This window comes from Bradyrhizobium sp. LHD-71 (assembly GCF_031157255.1).
GTDB lineage: Bacteria > Pseudomonadota > Alphaproteobacteria > Rhizobiales > Xanthobacteraceae > P52-10.
The window spans coordinates 24,014-43,198 of the sequence record NZ_JAVIFX010000003.1 but is presented as its reverse complement, the minus strand read 5'-3'; the positions used below and the strand labels follow the sequence as shown (position 1 = coordinate 43,198).

Below are 19,185 nucleotides of genomic sequence, written 5' to 3'. Positions count from 1 at the left end.
ACATCGTCCCGTCACACACCTGCAAAACTCGGATGAGCAGATGCGTGCGCACTCAAGTGTGAGTCCGCAACTATCTCGTACGTCCCTCCTTCCCGATCCCCATCGATCATTACGTCCGATCTTCGACGCAGCGAATCGCGGCCCGCGCCGCGCTTCCTGAACGAGCAATATAAGCATCACCGGAGATTATCTCATGGCCCTCGCCCCGCACTCCACCGCTTCCATCGCCGACACCGATGAAATGAATGATCTTGCCAACCTCAATGCGAGCCAGAACCTCGGCGACGGCAACGATACCTTCGAGGCGCATGCAGGCTCGACCGTCACCGACCTGATCGACGGCGGCGACGGCGAGGACACGCTGAAGCTCGTCGGGACAGGCCTCGGGACTCTCAACGCCAACGTGAACTTCGAGCATCTCGACGTGCAAGGCGGTATCTGGACGTTGCAGAGCGACGCCTACGACTCTGTGAATATCGACACGGGCGCAATGGTGACGTCACAACTCAGACTCGCCGATCAAAGCGAGATGACCGTCGCTGCCGGCGGCAGCGTGCTGGTGACCGACGGCGACGACGCCGTGGTCGCTGAAGGCTCGGCCGACATCGACAATGCCGGCAACATTCAGGCCCTCGGCATCACGGGCAGCACGCCGGCCAGAGCAATCGTGCTCGACGGCGGCGATATCCACAACCGGGCGGGCGGCATCATCCTGGCGCAAGGCGCGGCCATCGCCTCAGGGGCAGCGGCCGCGGAGAGCACATCGATCACCAACGAGGGCATGATCCAAAGCCTTTCCGGCCAGGCGATCGCACTGGTTGGCGATCAGGATGATACGCTCACGAACAAGGGCGTCATTGCCGGCAGTGTCGACCTCGGTGCAGGCGATGACACCCTCAATGTCCACACCGGCTCCACCATCACCGGCGCGATCACGGGTGGCAATGGCTCCGACGCGGTGAACCTGATCGGCTCAACCGCTGCGGCGGTTGGAACGTTTGGCACAACGTCGGGATTTGAAAAGCTTGTCGCCAGAGAGGGCACGTGGTCGGTCGCAACCAGCGACTATGCCTCGGTGACGATCGAGGACGGTGCCACCGTGACGAGCACGATCGGCCTCAACAACGACGACATGCTGACCATCGAGAGCGGCGGCAGGCTTGTTGCCGCCACGGCCATCACCTGGAGCGGCGGCGGTGCCGCAGTGGTCGAGAATTCCGGCCTGATCGAAGCGTCGAGCCGCGTGCTCAACACCACCACAGGCGCCACTGGCTCCTTCACTTTCAACAACGAGGCGGGCGGCGTCGTGCGCGGCACGCTCAATCCGCAACAGCGGGCGCATGCCGAGGCGACGGTCACGATCAACAACGCCGGCGTGATGGAAGCTGGCGGTCGTGTCATCGACTTCCAGAATCTGGCGGCCGATGGCGCGCATGTGACGATCAACAATCTCGCCGGCGGCACGATCCGTCAAACGAGCAGCGATACCGACGTGATCCGTCCCGGCCAGAACACCGTCGTCAACAACTGGGGTACGATCACGACTGTACCGGGCTTTGTCGGCGGCGGCGATCTGATCGACTTCCAGAGCGGAACCGGCGGCAAGGTGAACAACTACCAGGGCGGCTGGATGGAGGCGTCGCGTCACGCTGTGACCGGCGACAACAGCGTCACCGTCTACAACGAAGGCACGATGATCGGCCGCAACGGCTCCGCGGTGAATATCGACAATGGCGGCTCCATCGAAGAGACGGTCTACGTCAGGAACTACGGCACCATGGAAGGCCGCTCGGCTGAACTGTCTGACTCCGATGGCGACGCCGTGGACGTCGACGGCCTGGTGCAGGTCCTGAACTACGGCCGCATCGCCGGCCTTGGCGCCGAGGGCTATCACGACGGCGAGCCGAACGTCTCGGAAGGCATCGCCGTCGGCGGCGGCTCCATCGTCAACAGTGCGACCGGCGAGATCTACGGCTATGGCCGCGCCATCCAGGTCGATAATTCCAGCAACGACAATGCGCTGGGCACAACCACAATCGTCAATGACGGCCTGATCCAGGGTGACGGTCATGGCCCGGAAGGCGTCGATCCGCAGGATGCGGCCCGGTTCGATCTGCGCGGCAATGAGGCGATCAATCTGGTCGGCGACTATGAGGATTTTGTCGGCAACAACAGCACCGGCCGGATCGTCGGCGGCGTGTCGATGGGCGGCGGCAGGGATACGCTGAACAACTCCGGCCTGATCACCGCAACCGGCGGCTCGGCGATCGACATGGGCGCCGGCAATGACCAGGTCAACCTGTATGTCGGTGCGGCGGTCGTCGGCACCATTCTGCTCGGCGCCGGCGATGACGTGGCGCTCGCGACCTCGGCCAGTGATTTCGTGATCGATGGCGGCGATGGCAGCGATACGATCGCCATGGATTACACCTATGGAGGGGATGACACCCTCAGCGGCGGCGCCGGAGACGACTATATCTATGGCGGCGCGGGCGAAGACCGCATCGACGGTGGCCTGGATCACGATACGCTTTCCGGCAACGACGGCGACGATCTGATCGAGGCCGGCGCCGGCAACGATCATATCGACGGCGGTGCCGACGACGATGTGATCTTCGGCGATGCCGGCCGTGACACCATCATCGGCGGCCTTGGCAATGACGTGCTCAAGGGTAATGACGACGACGACACCTTTGTCATCACAACCACGGCCGACGGTCGCGACAGCTATGACGGCGGCGACGGGATCGATACGCTCGACTACAGTGCGGTCACGACCGCGGTCAACCTGACACTGAAGGACGCCGGCAAGGCGACCTTCGCCACGGACAGCATCGAGAACATCGAGAATGTCACCGGCGGGTCGGTCGCCGACAAGCTCACCGGCAACGCGCTCGCCAACACGCTTATCGGCAATGCCGGCGACGATACTCTCAAGGGCGCAGCCGGCAACGACATCCTCGACGGCGGCGAAGGGAATGACAATCTTGACGGCGGCGCCGATGACGACCAGCTCGCCGGCGGTCTTGGAGACGACGTGCTGAAGGGCGGCGCCGGCAACGATGTGATCAAGGGCGGCGATGGTGCCGACACGCTGACGGGCGGAGCTGGCCTCGACCAGTTCGTCTTCGACGCTATCGGCGACGGCATCGACACCGTCACCGATTTCAAGACCTCGGGCGCTTCCGAAGACCACATCGTCCTGTCAGCTTCGATGTTCGACGGCTTCAGCGGCGATGACGCCTTCGACCTAATCGGTTCGGGTTTCCTGCGCACGGTCGCAAGCGGCGGCCAGACCCAGGTGCAGGTCGACCTCGACGGCGGCGGTGATCAGTTCACCACGCTCGCGATCCTGAACGGCCATCTCACCAACGGCACGCTGGCCGATCACACCATCGTCAACCTGGATCCGATCGCCTGACCGGCAGGTCATGAAGCAGCGGCGGCGCCCTCCGGTGCCGCCGCCTGGCCCGCCGCGGCGCTAACCGCGAGTATCGGCCGGCAGGTGCCGCATGAGGCGGTCGAACACCGGTTTCAGTTGGCGGGCCTCTGATGTTCGGGCGAGCGTACCGTATGTGGGCCGACCAATTTGCGCCACGTGAGCGCGCAATAAGGACCGAAACTCGAAATACGCCATGCGCGAGCTTGTCGACGACATCAACCGCGTCTCGGATTTCGTGTAGATCCTCGTCAGCGGCTATCGTGCTCAGGTCGCCGGAGGTGTGCAGCAGTGAGCCGGATTGAGATCGGCGATCCGATCGTCGTCTTCGTCAACGACACGGGCCGTCAGGCCGAGATCGTCGGCTGTTCCAGGGGAAGTTGGATTCTTGCCCGAACCGATGACGACAGCCTTTGGATGGAGGTCGTCGTGGAGCATTCCGCGGCGGCGTGGACGCGGCTGGTGTTGCTCGATCGCAGCGTGAGCACCGGGGATGTCGCCCATCTGGAGACGATTGCGCGGGCCGTTGCTTCGAACCCGCACAGGAAAGACGTCTCGGATATTGCTGGCGCGGACCATCTATGCGCGCACATGGATCGGCTCATGCTGACGAGCTCGACCTAGCAGGCTGCTGCCAGGAGCCGGCACGGGGAAGATTTCACTGTCTGAGCCCTGCGCGTCAGCGCCCCCGCAGCGTGATGATTTTAAGCTGAATCTCCGTCGTGATGCCTCTCGCGGCCAAGCCATCGAGCAAGCGAGCATGAAGAACCTGCTCGATATGGTTCCAGTACTGCTTGTTCCCTCCCAGGCCTCGCACCTGAAGCTTTTACGCCTTCCTCCCAAATGGGACGTGAAGCTATGATGGCCTGCCCCTCTAACTCCATGGTCGAGCAGAGGCGCGCGACAGCCCCGATTTTTTGCGAGGATCCGGCTCTCGGAAGCGTCTCAGCTTCAGAGGCCTTGGACACCAGAAAGGAACCGACCGATGAGGATCACGCCCAGGCTGCCCCTTTCCAGATCGGCGACACGCTTGGCTCTCGCCGCCGCAGCGATGATTGTCACCGGCCTTACGATCATGCCCTCGCCCTCTGCCGCCCAGTACCTGGGTTCGTATCTCGAGAGTCAGCGCTACAACAATCTCAGGCGTCACCAGCAAAGGCTCTTTCAAGACCGGCGACATCGCAGTCCGCAGCCGTCCGTGATCGTCCTGACGCCACAGCAACGAGCCTGCGCTGCACGTTATCCCGGTTATAATGCGCGAACCAACCTCTACGTCGTTCGTCCCGGAGTAGCTGCCCGGTGTCGCTTGTAACCGTCGCCGGCGTCGCGCGGACCGGGGGCGCGCACGACGGCGAACCTAAACTCCTCACGCTTTAGCGGACGCCGGCATCCGAATTGTCATTGCGGGCGAGATAGGCGAGCACGCTTTCGAGCGGTTCGACGTCGCCGAACTTCGCGTCGATGTCGAAGAGATTCCACGCGATCGCTCCGGCGATACGGTCGCCGACCGCCTCGCGCACGACGATCGGCCGGAAGCCTTCGGCGATTGCGTCTTCCGTCGAGTGCCGCACGCAGGCGGAAGCCGTGACGCCGGTGAGCACGACAGTATCGACGTCCATGCCCTTGAGCATGCTTGATAGGTTGGTGCCGTGGAAGGCGCTGGCGCGCTTCTTGGCGATGACGAACTCTCCTTCCCTCGGGGCGAGCCGGTCATCGATTGCAGCCTCGAAGCTGCCGGTGCGCATCGCCTCGATCGGCACCTTGCGCGACCATAGTCCCATGTCGCTGTTGGGACCCGAGGTGACGTCATAGGCCGTCGTGGTGAACACGACCGGCAGTCCCTTGGCACGGAAGGCGTTGATCAGCTCCTGATTGGCCGGGATGATCGTGTCCATGCCCGAACAGGAGAAGGGACTGCCCGGACGCGTCCAGCCGTTGGCCATGTCGATGACGACCAGTGCGGCCTTGCGCCCATAGCCGACGCGACGCCTGAAGCCGCGTTCATGATAGAGGGACAAGTTCTGCGCGAAGATCGTGTCGAGCGTCTGTTGCAATGAACTCACAGGCAGTCTCCTCCTCAGGCGTCGGCAACGTAGCGGGCGGTCTCCTGATCGATGATCGGCGCGAGCGCTGCGGCGGTGGCCAACAGCCTCGCGTCGCTGTAGCGCGGCGCGACGATCTGCACGCCAACGGGCAGGCCTTTCGGCCCCGTCATGCAGGGGATGCCGATGCACGGAACGTGCAACAGTGTCCACATCGCGTTGAAAACGTGATCGCCGGTATTGTAGCTGCCTTCGGGCGCCTCGCCGGGAGACGCGGGCGCGAGAACCGCGTCGAAATTGGCAAAGAGCGCTTCGAATTCGCGCCGGCAAGCAGCAGCGAGATCGTAGGCCGCGATCATGGCCGTTGGCGTGATACCGGGCTTGTTCTCGACGCGATCGTGAAAATCCTGGTGCAGGCGGTCGCCAAACTCCAGCGCCGCATCGAGAAAGGATGCTCGACCCTCGCCCATCATGATGGTGTTCTGGGCTTCGAACATGCCGCCGAACGGCCTCGGCAGGGTCAGCTCGGTCAGCTTGACGCCGGCGCTCGCCAATCGATCGCAGGCAACGGCAAAGGCGCGCTCTCCCGCCGGTTCGATCTTCTCCCAGAACGGCGTGCGGCAGTAGGCGACCCTCAGCGCCGAGGCCTCCGGCACTGCGACCTCGCCGACAGCATGCAGACGAAAGGCGGACGCCACGAGCGCGAGGTCATCGACCGAGCGACCGTACCAGCCGATCGTATCGAGCATGTTGGAGTACTGCTTCGCACCCTCGCGGCTGACCGAGCCCCAGGTCGGCTTCAGTCCGTAAATGCCGTTGAAGGAGGCCGGGCGGATATGCGACCCGCCGGTCTGGGTGCCGAAGGCAAGCTGGACCTGCCGGTCGCCGACGGCTGCGCCTGAGCCGGATGATGAACCGCCAGGCGTGTGGGCGAAATTCTTCGGATTGCGCGTGGCGGCACGGCGTCCGGCCGCGGCGAATTCAACCGTGTCGGTCTTGCCGAGAATGACCGCCCCTGACAGCCGTGCGACGGCGACGCAGGCAGCATCACGTGCCGGCCGGTGATGCTGAAAAACCGGCGAGTTGTAGGTCGTCGGCATGTCGGCCGTGTCGATCATGTCCTTCACGCCGATGGGCAGGCCGTGCAGTGCGCCAAGCGACGGGCGCTTGTCGAGCTCTCGCGCCGTGGCGATCGCCTGCGCCTTGTCGAGATAGAGCCAGGCCTTGACCAGCGGATCCCGTGCCTCGATGCGTTCGATGCAGGAGCGAATGAGAGTCTCACTGGTGAGCCTGCCCTCACGGATTCGCGTGGCCGCTTCGGCAGCGGTCAGAAAACAGGGCTCCGGAGATGGCTGCAGACGGGTATGCATGACAGCGGGCTTCCTCAGGCGGCAAGAAGAACGCGCAGGCGCTCTTCGGCTTCGACATCAATGACGTGCTGGACAGCGCGTGCGCCGGCGAGGAGACGCGCATCCGACAAACGCGGCCCGACGAGCTGGATGCCGACTGGCAGGCCCTGATCGCCGCGGACAGCCGGAATGGCAACGCATGGCGTGTGCAGCAACGTCCAAAGGCCATTGAAAATCCAGTCGCCGACATTGAGGATCCCCTTGGGCGCCTCACCTGTTGCGGCCGGCGCGAGCACCGCGTCGTAGCGCGCAGCGATGGCATCGAACTCCTTGCGGCAGACATCCGCGAGGTCATAGGCCGCCACCAGCCGCTCCGGCGTGGCACCGCGGCCACCTTCGACGGTCTTGCGGAGTTCGGGATGCAACACGTGCCCGTTGGCAAGATACTCGTTGTAGAAGGCGACACGGCCCTCGCCGAACATGATCGTGCTGTGCGCATCGGCCAGATCAGCAAAGTGAGCCGGCAGCACGATCTCTTCGACAGAGGCGCCGGCACGCCGCAGGCGTTCAGCCGCGGCCGTCATCGCCGTCTGCGCGCCCTTTTCTGCGCGTGACCAGTACGGCGTCTCGCAATAGCCGATCTTCATGTCGGCAACCGATTTCGTCGGGGAGTCATCGATGCCTGGCAGACGGAATGCCTGAGCCGCAAGGGTCAGGTCGTCGACGCTGCGGCCGTACCAGCCAACCGTATCGAGCATGACCGAGATCAGGTGCACGCCCTCGCGGCTGATTGTGCCCCACGATGGCTTCAGTGCGTAGATGCCGTTGAACGAGGCCGGGCGGATGTGAGAACCGGCCGTCTGGGTGCCGAACGCAAACGGGACCTGGTAGTCGCCGACCGCGGCTCCCGATCCTGACGACGAACCGCCCGGCGTATGGTCGAGATTGTAGGGATTGCGGCTCGCCGCCTTGCGGGCGTTGAACGCGAATTCGACCGTGTCGGTCTTGCCGAGGATCACCGCACCGGCGTGGCGAACGATGGCAACGCAGGCGGCGTCGCGCGTGGGCCGGTGGCCCTGATACGCGGCGGAGTTCTGCGTCGTCGGCATATCCGCCGTATCCATGATGTCCTTCACGCCGAACGGCAGCCCGTGCAGCGGCCCCATGGGCGAACGCTTGTCGAGCTCGCGGGCCTGACGGATGGCGTGCGCCGGATCGACATGCAGCCAGGCCTTCACGTCAGCGTCGCGCACAGCAATCCGCTCGAGGCAGGACCGCACCAGCCGTTCGCTGGTCAATGTGCCGGCCTTGATGGCCGCAGCCGCTTCTGCGGCAGTGAGGAAACAGGGATCGGTCTGGAGCATCGCGCCTCACTTCAGCAGTACGGTGAACAGATGGGCCGGCTCGTCTTCTTCCGAGGGCATGCGCGGCAGGGCCAGCCCGGTCTCGCGGACAGTCTGCGTGAGCTCGGCCAGCCGCGCAAACTGCTCCTGCGGAAGATCCTTCAGCCCGCAGCGTTCGGCATAGAGCCTGACCTCAGCTTCGCTGGTCGATTGGACGTTCGACATAATAATGTCCTCCGGATCAGAGCATGGGGCGGCGCTCGCGCCAGCGCGTCGCCGATTCATAGGCCTGAGCCACGCGCAGCACCATCGGCTCGTCGAAGAAGCGTCCGACGATCTGCGCATTGAGCGGCAGGCCCGTGTCGTCGTAACCAGTGCAGATCGACAGGGCTGGATGGCCGGTGACATTGAAAACGGTCGTCGCCGTGTCCGCGGTGAAGGGCGAGATCGTCTCTTCGTCCTCGAAGCGAGGCGCGACGTGGAAGGCGCCGGCGATCAGCAACGCATCACAGGAACGCACCACAGCGTCGGTTGAGGCGATCAGCGTGCGGCGCAGGCGCGTCGCCGCGAGATAATCGGCGGCGCGAGTGGTGAACCCCGACATCATCTTCTCGCGCAGCGCCTGGCCCATCAGCGCGCTCCGCTCCAGGAAGTCCTTCTCGTGAATCGAAAAGGATTCCGCCCAGTTGATGACCTTGGTGACGTTTCGATAATGCGTCAGCGGCGCCGGCAGCCTGACCTCGCGAATGATCGCGCCCTGCTGCTCCAGCAGCAACGCCGCCTGCTCGAGAGCGCGCGCGTTGGCGGCGTCGAGCGCCGCGCCCTCCGACCCGAGATCACGCACGAAACCGATGACGAGCCCCTTCACGCCGGCGTGCAACGCCTTGCGATAGTCGGGGACCGGCACGTCTGCGCTGGACGGATCGTCGGCATCGTAACCGGCAATCGCCTGCATCACGATCGCGTTGTCCTCGACCGTCCAGGTCAACGGTCCGGTGTGGTCGAGCGTCCAGCAGTTCGGCAGGCAGTGCGCGCGGCTGACACGCCCGAACGTCGCCTTGAAACCCTGCAGGCCGCAAGCGGCGGCAGGCAGGCGGATCGAACCGCCGGTGTCGGAGCCGAGCGCGAACATCGCCGTGCCGGCGGCAACCGATGCACCCGCCCCGGTCGAGGAGCCCCCGGTGAAGCGCGCGAGATCCCACGGATTGCGGGCAACTGGGAAGGGAAGGTCGTGGTAGACGCCGCCGTTGCCGGTGCCGTACTCCCACGTGTTGAGCTTGCCGAGCAGGATGGCGCCGGCCTGCTCCAACCGGGCGACGGCGGTCGAAGTCGTCGTCGGCACATGATCCAGCATCAGACGCGAGCCGGCGGTGGTGAGGATATCCTTGGTGTAGTAGTTGTCCTTCACGGCGAAAGGGATGCCGTGCAGCGGTCCCTTCCAGCGCCCGGCAGCGATTTCGCGCTCGGCGCGTCTGGCACCGGCAAGCGCACGCTCGGCCGTCACCGTGATATAGCTGCGAAGCGTCTCATCGACCGCCGTAATTCGCGCGAGAAACGCCTCGATCAGAGCGACAGGCGAAAGCTGCCGGCTGCCGATCAGCCTGGAAGCTTCGGTCACGGTGAGAAAGTGCAGCGGGCTTGTCGTATCGGTAAATTCCGAAGCGGTATTCGGCTTGTTCATGACACCTCCTTTCAACTCGCCTGAAGCAGCGGCGCGTGCGCAAAACTCGGCGCGGCGCCGTACTGCAGGCAGCGCGCCTTCTGGCCGCCTTCGAGAGCGACCAGCTCCGGCTGCAGGCCGAGGCAGGGCTCGCGCGCCACGGAACAGCGCGGCGCGAACGGGCAGCCCGGCGGAAGATCGGTCAGGTCCGGCGGCGCGCCGGGAATCGGGTCCAGCTTGACGCCGCGCATATCGGCGTGGATCGTCGAGTTCATCAGTCCCTGCGTGTAGGGATGGCGCGGCGCGCCGATGATCTGTTCGGCCGAGCCCGCCTCGACGAACTTGCCCGCATACATCACCGCAATTTTGTCTGCGACCTCGCAGGCGACGCCGAGATCGTGCGTCACGAAAATCGTCGCCATCCCGAGTTCATGCTGCAGCTCGCGCAACAGCAAAAGGATCTGGATCTGCACGGTGGCATCGAGCGCCGTCGTCGGCTCGTCGGCGAGCAGCAGCTTCGGCTTGCAGGCGAGCGCCAGCGCGATCATGGCGCGCTGGCGCAAACCGCCCGATAATTCGTGCGGATAGGCCTCGAGGCGGCGCTTGGCCGAGGGGACCTGCACCAGTTCCAGCAAGGAAAGCGCCCGCGCATGTGCCGCGCGGAAGGAAATGCCCTCATGATAGACCAGCGTCTCGGCGATTTGCTGGCCGATGGTGAACACCGGGTCAAGCGCCGTCATCGGCTCCTGGAAGATCATCGAGATCAAGCCGCCGCGGATCTGCCGGAGCTGATTTTCACCGAGCGCGAGCACATCTACGCCGTCGACGCGGATGCGTCCGTCGAGCGTCGCTGTCGGCGGAAACAGCCGCATCAGCGCGCGAAGAGTCACACTCTTGCCGGAACCTGATTCACCGAGCACGCACATCGAGGAGCCGCGGTCGAGCGTGAACGACACGCCATTGACGACACGGATGTCGAGGTCTCGCCCGGTGAAGCGAACCGTCAGGTCTTCGACCTCGACGAGCGGCGCCTGTTTCGACACAGCGGACATCAATGCACCGCTCCTTCCGATGGGGCATTGCTGTGCCCGGAGCCTGGACGATGCGCATGGCAGGCGACGACATGCGCCTCTGCGTCCGTCATGCTGCCCAGCGCGGGCATCTTTTCCGCACAGACGGCTTCAGCAATCGGGCAGCGTGTCCGGAAACGGCAACCGCTCGGCGGATTGATCGGGTTCGGTGGATCGCCGAAGAGCGGCGGCGTCTGCATCCGGCGGCGCGGATCCATCGACGGACGCGAGGAGAGCAGCGCGCGTGTATAGGGATGCTTCGGCGCCCGGTAGATCGCCTCGACCGGGCCGATCTCGACCGCTTTACCGAGATACATTACCAGCACGCGATCACTGATGTACTGAACCACATTCAGGTCGTGCGAGATGAAGATGTAGGTCAACTCGAGCTTCTGCTTCAAATCCTGCAACAGGTTCAGCACCTGCGCCTCGACCGACTTGTCGAGCGCCGAGACGGCCTCATCGAGGATCAAAAGGCGCGGGCTCATTGTCAGCGCTCGGGCGATATTGGCGCGCTGGCGCTGCCCGCCAGAGAGTTCGTGCGGATAGCGCTGGGCAAACATGTCGGGCGTCAGCCCGACCATGCGCAGCATCGTCCCCGCCCGCGTCCGCGCTTCCGTCGCTGCCGTACCCTGTGCGATCAGGCCAAAGGCGATCGAGTCCTCGATTGTCATGCGCGGGTTCAGCGATGAGTACGAATCCTGGAAGATCATCTGCATCTGCCGACGCAGATCGCGGACCGTCAGCCCGCGCATGGCGCCGACCGCCTCACCGTCGAAAATGATCTCGCCCGAATCCGGCGCGATCAGGTGCATGAGCAGTCGCGCGGTCGTCGACTTGCCGCAACCGGATTCACCGACGATGCCGAGCGTCTCGCCCTTCCTGACGACGAGATCGACGCCGTCCACGGCCTGGACCCAGGCCTGCGGCCGGCCGAGCAGGCCGCCGCGAATGGGAAAGTGCTTCTTGAGACCTTCGACGATCAGGAGCGGTTGGGCCGGGCCACCGCGGTCACGCGCGTCGGCATCACTCAGGACCTGCGTCATGATCGGACCGCGCGCATGGGCTGAAGGGATGGATGTCAGGCGGGTCGCCCTCACTGCTTGACGTCCATGGCGCTGCGCAAACCATCGCTCATCAGGTTGAAGCACATGGAAGTGATGAAGATCATGACCCCGGGCATCACCGCGTTGAGCGGGGCGACATAGATCGACTGGCGCAGCGTGTTCAGCATCAGCCCCCACTCCGGCTCCGGCGGCGTAATGCCGAGCCCCAGGAACGACAGGCCCGAGGCCAGCACGATCGAAACGCTGATCAGGCTCGACGCATAGCTTAAGATCGGCCCGGTCACGTTCGGCACGACATGGGACGAAACGATCCGCCAGTTCGCCGCGCCGGTTGCGCGCGCCGCTTCGACGAAGTCCTGAGCGCGTATCTGTGTCGCAACGCTTTCGGCGACACGCGCGACCGGCGGAATGAAGACCAGGGTCAGCGAGAGGATCGTGTTGCCAATGCCGGCTCCGAGCACGCCGGAGATCGCGACCGCGAGCAGCACGGAGGGGAAGGCATAGAAGATGTCGATCACGCGCATGATCGCCATGTTGATCGCCCCACCGAGATAACCGGCGATGATACCGAGCGTGCCGCCGATCACGGTCGCGAGCAGCACGGGCGTAAAGCCGGTGAAGAGCGAGAGCCGGCCTCCATAGATGAGGCGCGAGAGCAGATCACGGCCAAGCTCGTCGGTGCCGAGCCAATAACGAGCGTCGCCGGGAGCGATCAGGCGCCGCGCCATGCTGGTGCGATAAGGATCGTGCGGTGCGATCAGCGGCGCAAAGACCGCGGCGATAATGATCAGCACCAGGATGGCGAGACAGATCATCGTGACCGGATCACGCGTCAAGCGGCGAAAAACGTTCTGCCAGAAGCTGCGTGTGACGGGCCGCTTGCCCTTCAGCGGAGCACCTAGACCTGCGACGGCGATGGATGTCTGGGACATGAAGGCTTCCGTTTCAGGCGCGCTTGATCCGCGGATCGACTGCGGTCTGCAGGATGTCCACAAGCAGGTTGATCAGCACGAAGAACATGGCCAGCACGAGGATCGTGCCCTGGAGCATCGGCAGATCACGCGTGAAGATGGCGTTGTTCAAAAGAAAGCCGGTCCCCGGCCAGGCGAACACGGTCTCGACCAGGATGGAGCCGCCGAGCAATTGCGCGAGTTGCAAGCCCATCACCGCCAGCACCGCCGGGAGCGCGTTCTTGACGACATGAACAAAGACGCGTCGACCCGGCAGCCCCTTGGCGTAGAGGGTCTGCATGAAGTCCTGCTTGCGCACCTCGGCAACCGTACCGCGCACAGCCCGTGCGATGATGCCGGCGGGAATGACCGAGAGCGTCAGCGCCGGCAGGATGAGGTACTGAAGGCTGTCCCAGTTGAAGCCGAAGGAGCCCGAGCCGCCCTCCCCCATGCCGGTTGCGGGCAGCACGTTGAGATTGACCGCGAAGATGACGATCAGAACCATTCCAAGCCAGTAATGCGGAATCGATACGCCGGTGATCGAAAACGCGGCGACGGAGCGGTCGGTCGGGGTGCCGGCGACATATCCCGAGATCACGCCGAACAGGCAACCGAGCGCGAAGCCGAACAGGACCGCGGCTGATGCAAGCGTCAGGGTATTGAGGACGGCGGGTAACACCTCGGCCAGAACCGGCCTGCGGGTCATGATCGAGGTGCCGAAGTCGCCGGTAACGACATGGCCGAGCCACTTCAGATATTGGACGGGCAGCGGCCGGTCGAAGCCATAGGCCGTCCGGATTTGCGCGATCATCTCTGCCGACGCGCCTTCCGGAATCACCGAGCTCAGCGGATCGCCGGGCGCGAGATGGATCAGGGCGAAGCAGACCAACGAAACACCGATCGCGATCGGGATCGTATAGAGGATGCGGCGCAGTGCGTAGACGAACATGGAGACCTTGCCTTCGGCCGACGGCGGAGCGGCGAGGCGGCGAGGGAGACGCCGCCCGCCGAGCGGGTTATTCGACGACGACTGGTGTCAGATCCTGAAACCAGCTCTGCGCCTGGACGAAGCCTTTGACGTTTGGCCGCATGGCACGGGGATTGAGGTCATGGACCATCCACACCCACATGGCGTCGTCCACGATCACGCTATGCAGCTCTCCAAGGATCTTGGCCTGCTCGACGGGATCGAAGGTTGCCTTCGCCTTGAGGGCGAGTGCATCGGCCTTCTCATTCTTGTAGTCACCCCAGTTGAAACCCACGGGCACGCGCGCGAACGAACCTGCTGCCGCGATCAAGCCGATATCAGGGTCCCAGTAGCCCCAGGAATTGTTGACGCCGTGCCTGCCCTTGTTCTCCGGCGCCTCGGCACCGAGCCGCCGGCGCGTGCGCAGCGCCTCCCAGTCCAGGACCTCGAACTCCATGTCGATGCCGACATCCGCGAAGTTCTCCTTGATGAACTCGTTCATCGGCAGCGGTTGCATCTGGCCGGAACCGGAGGGCGAGATGACGATCTTGACCTTGGCCGGTTTCTCCGGACCGTAGCCGGCTTCCTTCAATAGCTTCTTCGCCTGCTCCGGATCGTATTTGATCTCGAAGGTCGGCTTGCCGAACCAGGGATGCGTTTCGTTGACCATGCCTTTCGCCGGCACGGCGAGCCCGCCCAGCATTTTGACAAGACCGTCGCGGTCGATCGCCAGATTGGCCGCCTTGCGGACGCGGATATCCTTGAACGGCGAGTCGTCGAGAAAGGAGAGCTGATACGGCCAGATATGCGGATAGAGGTTTGTGACGATCTGCATCTTCTGCTGCTTGAGGCGAGGCACCGCGTCCGGCGGTGGCGCCTCGATCCAGTCGACCTGACCGGAGAGCAATGCGGCAACGCGCGTGTTGGGATCCGGCATCGGCAGCAGGATCAGCCGCTCGGATTTGGTGATGCGGGTCTTGTCCCAGTGGTCCGGGTTGCGCACGAGCTCGGCGCGCTCGCGAGGCTTGAAGGATTCGAGCATCCACGGGCCGGTGCCCGAGGGCTTCTCGGCAACCTTGCTCCAGTCCCTTCCAAGGTCTTCCCAGCGTTTGGGGCTCGACATGAACAGGTTCGCAAGATTGTACGGCAGCACCGCGTCCACACGTTTGGTCGTGATCTCGACGGTCCAGTCGTCGATCTTGCGCCAGCTGGCGATCGGCGCGCTGTACGAGGCGGCCTGGTTGGCCTGCGCCTGATCGAACTGAGGGGTCTCCTTGTTCATCAGCTTGTCGAGATTCCAGACCACCGCATCGGCATTGAATTCCGAGCCGTCGTGGAATTTCACGCCCTTGCGAAGCTTGAACGTCCAGATCTTCTGATCGCCGGGATTGACGGTCCAGCTTTCCGCAAGGTCCGGAATGACCTCGGCCGCTTTGTCCGATTTGGACAGGTCCCAACGGGTCAGCCCGTCATAAAGCGTAATGCCTATGAAACGGATGCCTTCGCCGCCCTGGCTCGGCTGGCCCGTCGTCAGTGGAATGTCACCGGCAGTCATTGCCACGCGCAGCACGCCCGGCTTGCTTTGCGCCAGCGCTGAATCATGACGGGCGGCTACGCACATCACTGCCGTCAGCGAGGCTGCCGACAGCAGCCAAAGAAACGAACGTCTGATCATCGACGGAGCCTTTTTCCTTGTTCTTGTTCGATCCCCCATGGGCTTCCTCGTGACGGCGGCCTTCCGTGACCGCTCTTGATCCTTATGCAGCAGCGGTCAGTCCCATCTCCTGAAGTATCGATCGACGTCGGACATTGCGTTCATGGTCTCGTTGGCATGAATTTTCGTGGATCGAAGACATGCGCAGGTTCGTCGGCGCGATCGCGCCCGCGGCGCAACCGCATCAGCATCGGCTCGATGTTGCCGTAAGCGACCACCAGTTCCTCGAAGAGATCGGGTGGCAGATCCAGGCCGGCATTCTTCGCGAGACCTGCGATGTCTTCGCGGGTGGCGGGCGAAGGTGGAACAGTCGTCTGCTTGGCCATGTCGGTCTCCGTTCAGCCGAGCGCCGGCTTCGTGCGGTGCCAATCCGTCACGCGCTGGTAGGCATCGCCCGCGCGGAGCACCGTGGCCTCGTCGAACGGGCGGCCGGCGATCTGCAACGAAAGCGGCAGACGGGTCTGCGAAAAGCCGCAGGGCACGACGAGCGCCGGCAGGCCGGCGAGGCTGAAGGGCATGGTCACGAGTTGCCGCTTCTTGAAGAAATCGACCCCGTCGGGATCGGCCGGATCAGCCGGCGCAAGCCAGCCGGCGGTGGCGAGCAAGTCGAAGCGAGAGAACTGCGCCATCATCCGTGTCGACAGCTCGGCGCGCCAGCGCATGGCCTGGACATAATCTTCGGCGCGGACGAGGCCTCCAACCATCACACGGCTGCGCAGCAGCTTTCCGAAATCCTGCGGACGTGTTCGCAGATCCTTCTCGTGTACAGAGAAGAGCTCGGCGATGGAGATCGTCGTCTTGGCATCGACATAGTCGCGCAGCGGATCGAGCGTCACCACCTCGACAACAGCGCCGAGTTCACGCAACACATTCACCGCAGCGTCGACGGCGGCAATGACCTCTTCGGTCGCATCCTCCTCGTACCAGTGTCGCACGAGAGCGATGCGCAGCCCCTGTATCGAGCCGGAGAGGGCAGCCCGATAGTCGGGCACCGGCTCGTCGATCGACCCGGGATCAAGCGGATCATAGCCGGCGCAAGCGGCGAGCATGATCGCGCAGTCTTCTGCCGAGCGCGTCATCGGCCCGCAATGGTCGAGCGAATAGGTGTTCGGATGTACGCCGCGTCGACTGACCCGGCCGTAGGTGGGCTTGAGACCAGTGATGCCGCACATCGCAGCCGGCCAACGGATCGAGCCGCCGGTGTCGGTCCCGATCGCAGCCGGCACAAAACGCGCCCCGACAGCAGCGCCGGAGCCGGACGACGAACCTCCGGGCAGGTAGTTGCGATTCCAGGGGTTGCGCGCGGGCGGCCAGGGAAGATCCCAGGACGGGCCGCCGATTGCGAATTCGAAGGTCGATGTCTTTCCGATCAGGATGCCGCCGGCCTGCTCGAGCTTTTGCGCGACGGTCGCGCTCTCGGCCGGCTTGCGGTCGATGAATATCTTCGAATGGGAAGAAGACAGAATGCCGGCCGTGTCCACATTGTCCTTCAAGGCATATGGAATGCCGTGGAAAGGCCCACGATCGCGGCCACTCGCGAGTTCCGCTTCGGCGCGACGCGCCTGCGAAAGCGCGGTTTCAGCCGTGACGGTGATGAAACTGTTGAGAGCAGCGTCGTGACGCGCAATCCGCTCGAGGCAGGCTGTCGTCAGCTCGACGGGCGAAACCGAGCCGTTGCGCATCATCCGCCCAAGGTCAGCGATGCTGAAGTCCAGGAGTTCGCTCCTCTCCAGCGTTTCGCTTTCAATCACCGACATGCCTGCACCTCCACGCCGGTCGGCTGGATTGCCCAGCTTCTCGTCGCGCACCCTTCGCCAGATCCATGCGCACAACGGATCATGCGCACATCAGATCAGAGCAATCACCGTGCCAAACGCGGCATGATCTCACTGCAACGGCGAACCTCGCGCGTAAGTGTCTATCGCGAATGCGTTTTTCGGATCATCCCGACGCAGGCCCCGGCGATGAGGTCTCGCCGAGCGGTCGGGCAGCGACGATGCCGAAAAGGCGCGACGTCGATAGGTCTGCCTATTTGAAAGCCAATAAGCAGCAGGATTGCACGCGCGGTGAGATGGCCGGCGGTGCCTGTCGTGGAGGCGGAGATGGCATGACGAGGCGCCCCCAGGCATCGCGACGTAGCGGACGCACGATCTGCTTCACGCCAGCAGATGACGACCTACGTTATCCGCAATGAGGACAATCGCCAACGACGCACCGGCGAGCGGGAAGACCACGCAAAGTCCCACCACAATCATCGTCAAGGTGCGCGCGCTCAGCGACGACGTTGGCTGTGGTGCGCCGAACTGCGCCTTCGGGCGTCGTCGCCACCACATGATGGGGCCAGTCGCCGTCAAAACGACGATTCCGATACAGGGAATCAACATGACGATCTGATTGAGCTGCCCGAAATAGTTGCCCATGTGGATCTGAACACCGAGCTCGACCGCTTTTGCTGCCCATCCGTAATCCTGAAAGCGGATGTCACCGAGAACGCGGCCCGAGTATTGGTCGATGTGCAGGGTGCGCTGTGTTTCCGGCTGGTCGGGGTAGGAGAAGGCCGTAAAGACTCCCCTGGCATCTCTCGGCAGGCTCAACCGATACGGGGATTTCATGCCCTGCTGCTCCAGGATCACGGCAACGTCGTTCACGCCCAATGCGTCGGCGGTCGACTGGTCGGATGCGACGCCGTGCCCGTGATGGCCGGCATGCGGGTCCGAGTGCGGGATCACCGCTTTTTCCAACGTCCATGGGGCGGCTTGGCCGGTGGCATCCTTGATCGTCGAGGTCGATGGCGTCCCATGCAATCTGTGGCTTGCCGGGTAGCCGATGCCGACCAAATCGGTGCCCCGGCGCAGCAGGTCGCCCCAGAAACTCGCCCATGGCAGGCCAGTCAGAATCAGAAACATGATGAGGAGTGCGCACCAAATGCCAAGCACGGAGTGCCATTCCTTCCAGAAGGACCGTCCCTGCCTGTTCCATCGCGGATAGAGAGCGCCACCAAACCATCGTCGTCCGCGCGGCCACCAGAGATAGAGTCCGGTCACCGTCAGAATGAAGCCCCAGCAGGCGGCGAGTTCGACGATACCATCGCCGAAATCGCCCAGCATCAGCGATCCGTGTGCGACGTCGGCAAAGCCTACCAGCGTGTGCGTGTAGATGTAAGATCCCAAAACCTGACCCGTTCCGGGATCGACGAATACGCGCAGCGGCTCGCCTGATGCTGGCGTGACGAACACCTCTGCGCTGCGATCGGCTCCGCGCGGGGTGTCGATGCGGGTGACTTTCCCTCCCGGATAGGCGTCGACGGCCGCCTCAACGATTTGGCCGAGTGGCACCGGGTGGGACACAGGCGCGACGATGCGCAGGTCGCGATGAAGCACGTCGTTGATCTCGTCGTTGAAGAGATAGATCGCGCCCGTCACCGCCAGCACGAACAGAAAGGGCGCAACGACCAGGCCGGCATAGAAATGCCAGCGCCAGACGGTTCGGTAGAGGTCTGCGGGCGAGAAGAAAGAAGTCATTGCCGTATGCATTTGAAGACGCCCGGACAGTGACCTCGCCAGCGAAGCAGGCGAGGCACGTCG

The 19,185-nt window shown here is 63.8% G+C and carries 15 protein-coding genes; 2 read left to right on the top strand and 13 right to left on the bottom strand.

Annotated features, from left to right (window positions below):
* Positions 1-193: 193 nt before the first annotated feature.
* Complete coding sequence (locus RCO31_RS02910; protein ID WP_308966724.1) at positions 194-3,421, top strand: calcium-binding protein; 3,228 nt, start codon at positions 194-196, stop codon at positions 3,419-3,421.
* A gap of 309 nt (positions 3,422-3,730) precedes the next feature.
* Positions 3,731-4,063 carry a hypothetical protein gene (locus RCO31_RS02905; RefSeq protein WP_308966723.1) on the top strand — a complete coding sequence of 111 codons (333 nt, stop codon included), beginning with the start codon at positions 3,731-3,733 and terminating at the stop codon, positions 4,061-4,063.
* Positions 4,064-4,812: 749 nt separating this feature from the next.
* On the opposite strand, the gene RCO31_RS02900 is transcribed toward RCO31_RS02905, so the two are convergent.
* The 13 genes from RCO31_RS02900 to RCO31_RS02840 all read right to left on the bottom strand — a co-directional run bounded on the left by RCO31_RS02900 (position 4,813) and on the right by RCO31_RS02840 (position 19,122).
* On the bottom strand, positions 4,813-5,502 hold the full coding sequence (locus RCO31_RS02900; protein ID WP_308966722.1) for an isochorismatase family protein: 690 nt from the start codon (positions 5,500-5,502) through the stop codon (positions 4,813-4,815).
* 14 nt (positions 5,503-5,516) lie between these two features.
* Positions 5,517-6,851, bottom strand: coding sequence for an amidase (locus tag RCO31_RS02895; protein ID WP_308966721.1), 1,335 nt, complete (start codon positions 6,849-6,851; stop codon positions 5,517-5,519).
* Positions 6,852-6,865: 14 nt separating this feature from the next.
* Positions 6,866-8,194, bottom strand: a complete 1,329-nt coding sequence (locus RCO31_RS02890) for an amidase (protein ID WP_308966720.1) — start codon at positions 8,192-8,194, stop codon at positions 6,866-6,868.
* Positions 8,195-8,200: 6 nt separating this feature from the next.
* Positions 8,201-8,398, bottom strand: a complete 198-nt coding sequence (locus RCO31_RS02885; RefSeq protein WP_308966719.1) for a hypothetical protein — start codon at positions 8,396-8,398, stop codon at positions 8,201-8,203.
* Positions 8,399-8,414: 16 nt separating this feature from the next.
* Positions 8,415-9,854: an amidase gene (locus RCO31_RS02880; RefSeq protein WP_308966718.1), complete on the bottom strand. Its 1,440-nt coding sequence runs from the start codon at positions 9,852-9,854 to the stop codon at positions 8,415-8,417.
* An 11-nt stretch (positions 9,855-9,865) separates the two neighbouring features.
* On the bottom strand, positions 9,866-10,885 hold the full coding sequence (locus tag RCO31_RS02875) for an ABC transporter ATP-binding protein (RefSeq protein ID WP_308966717.1): 1,020 nt from the start codon (positions 10,883-10,885) through the stop codon (positions 9,866-9,868).
* Positions 10,885-11,949, bottom strand: a complete 1,065-nt coding sequence (locus RCO31_RS02870) for an ABC transporter ATP-binding protein (RefSeq protein ID WP_308966716.1) — start codon at positions 11,947-11,949, stop codon at positions 10,885-10,887. The genes RCO31_RS02875 and RCO31_RS02870 overlap by 1 nt, the downstream gene beginning before the upstream one ends.
* Positions 11,950-11,999: 50 nt before the next feature.
* Positions 12,000-12,902: an ABC transporter permease gene (locus RCO31_RS02865; RefSeq protein WP_308966715.1), complete on the bottom strand. Its 903-nt coding sequence runs from the start codon at positions 12,900-12,902 to the stop codon at positions 12,000-12,002.
* Positions 12,903-12,915: 13 nt separating this feature from the next.
* A complete protein-coding gene (locus tag RCO31_RS02860) occupies positions 12,916-13,869 on the bottom strand; it encodes an ABC transporter permease (RefSeq protein WP_308966714.1) in 954 nt (317 codons plus the stop codon).
* 67 nt (positions 13,870-13,936) lie between these two features.
* On the bottom strand, positions 13,937-15,562 hold the full coding sequence (locus RCO31_RS02855) for an ABC transporter substrate-binding protein (RefSeq protein ID WP_308966713.1): 1,626 nt from the start codon (positions 15,560-15,562) through the stop codon (positions 13,937-13,939).
* A gap of 140 nt (positions 15,563-15,702) precedes the next feature.
* Positions 15,703-15,927 (bottom strand): hypothetical protein, encoded by a 225-nt coding sequence (locus tag RCO31_RS02850; protein ID WP_308966712.1) that lies wholly within the window; start codon positions 15,925-15,927, stop codon positions 15,703-15,705.
* 12 nt (positions 15,928-15,939) lie between these two features.
* Positions 15,940-17,358 carry an amidase gene (locus RCO31_RS02845; protein WP_308966711.1) on the bottom strand — a complete coding sequence of 473 codons (1,419 nt, stop codon included), beginning with the start codon at positions 17,356-17,358 and terminating at the stop codon, positions 15,940-15,942.
* Between the two features lie 399 nt (positions 17,359-17,757).
* The gene (locus tag RCO31_RS02840; protein ID WP_308966710.1) at positions 17,758-19,122 is read right to left on the bottom strand and encodes a PepSY domain-containing protein; all 1,365 of its coding nucleotides are present in this window, start codon (positions 19,120-19,122) and stop codon (positions 17,758-17,760) included.
* Between the last annotated feature and the right edge of the window lie 63 nt (positions 19,123-19,185).

Excerpts from the sequence above, each read along its gene's own strand:
- RCO31_RS02910 (WP_308966724.1), top strand. The coding sequence starts at position 194 with ATGGCCCTCGCCCCGCACTCCACCGCTTCCATCGCCGACACCGATGAA.
- RCO31_RS02845 (WP_308966711.1), bottom strand. The coding sequence starts at position 17,358 with ATGTCGGTGATTGAAAGCGAAACGCTGGAGAGGAGCGAACTCCTGGAC.
- RCO31_RS02880 (WP_308966718.1), bottom strand. The coding sequence starts at position 9,854 with ATGAACAAGCCGAATACCGCTTCGGAATTTACCGATACGACAAGCCCG.
- RCO31_RS02865 (WP_308966715.1), bottom strand. The coding sequence starts at position 12,902 with ATGTCCCAGACATCCATCGCCGTCGCAGGTCTAGGTGCTCCGCTGAAG.
- RCO31_RS02850 (WP_308966712.1), bottom strand. The coding sequence starts at position 15,927 with ATGGCCAAGCAGACGACTGTTCCACCTTCGCCCGCCACCCGCGAAGAC.
- RCO31_RS02885 (WP_308966719.1), bottom strand. The coding sequence starts at position 8,398 with ATGTCGAACGTCCAATCGACCAGCGAAGCTGAGGTCAGGCTCTATGCC.
- RCO31_RS02890 (WP_308966720.1), bottom strand. The coding sequence starts at position 8,194 with ATGCTCCAGACCGATCCCTGTTTCCTCACTGCCGCAGAAGCGGCTGCG.
- RCO31_RS02875 (WP_308966717.1), bottom strand. The coding sequence starts at position 10,885 with ATGTCCGCTGTGTCGAAACAGGCGCCGCTCGTCGAGGTCGAAGACCTG.
- RCO31_RS02870 (WP_308966716.1), bottom strand. The coding sequence starts at position 11,949 with ATGACGCAGGTCCTGAGTGATGCCGACGCGCGTGACCGCGGTGGCCCG.
- RCO31_RS02840 (WP_308966710.1), bottom strand. The coding sequence starts at position 19,122 with ATGACTTCTTTCTTCTCGCCCGCAGACCTCTACCGAACCGTCTGGCGC.
- RCO31_RS02860 (WP_308966714.1), bottom strand. The coding sequence starts at position 13,869 with ATGTTCGTCTACGCACTGCGCCGCATCCTCTATACGATCCCGATCGCG.
- RCO31_RS02895 (WP_308966721.1), bottom strand. The coding sequence starts at position 6,851 with ATGCATACCCGTCTGCAGCCATCTCCGGAGCCCTGTTTTCTGACCGCT.
- RCO31_RS02855 (WP_308966713.1), bottom strand. The coding sequence starts at position 15,562 with ATGATCAGACGTTCGTTTCTTTGGCTGCTGTCGGCAGCCTCGCTGACG.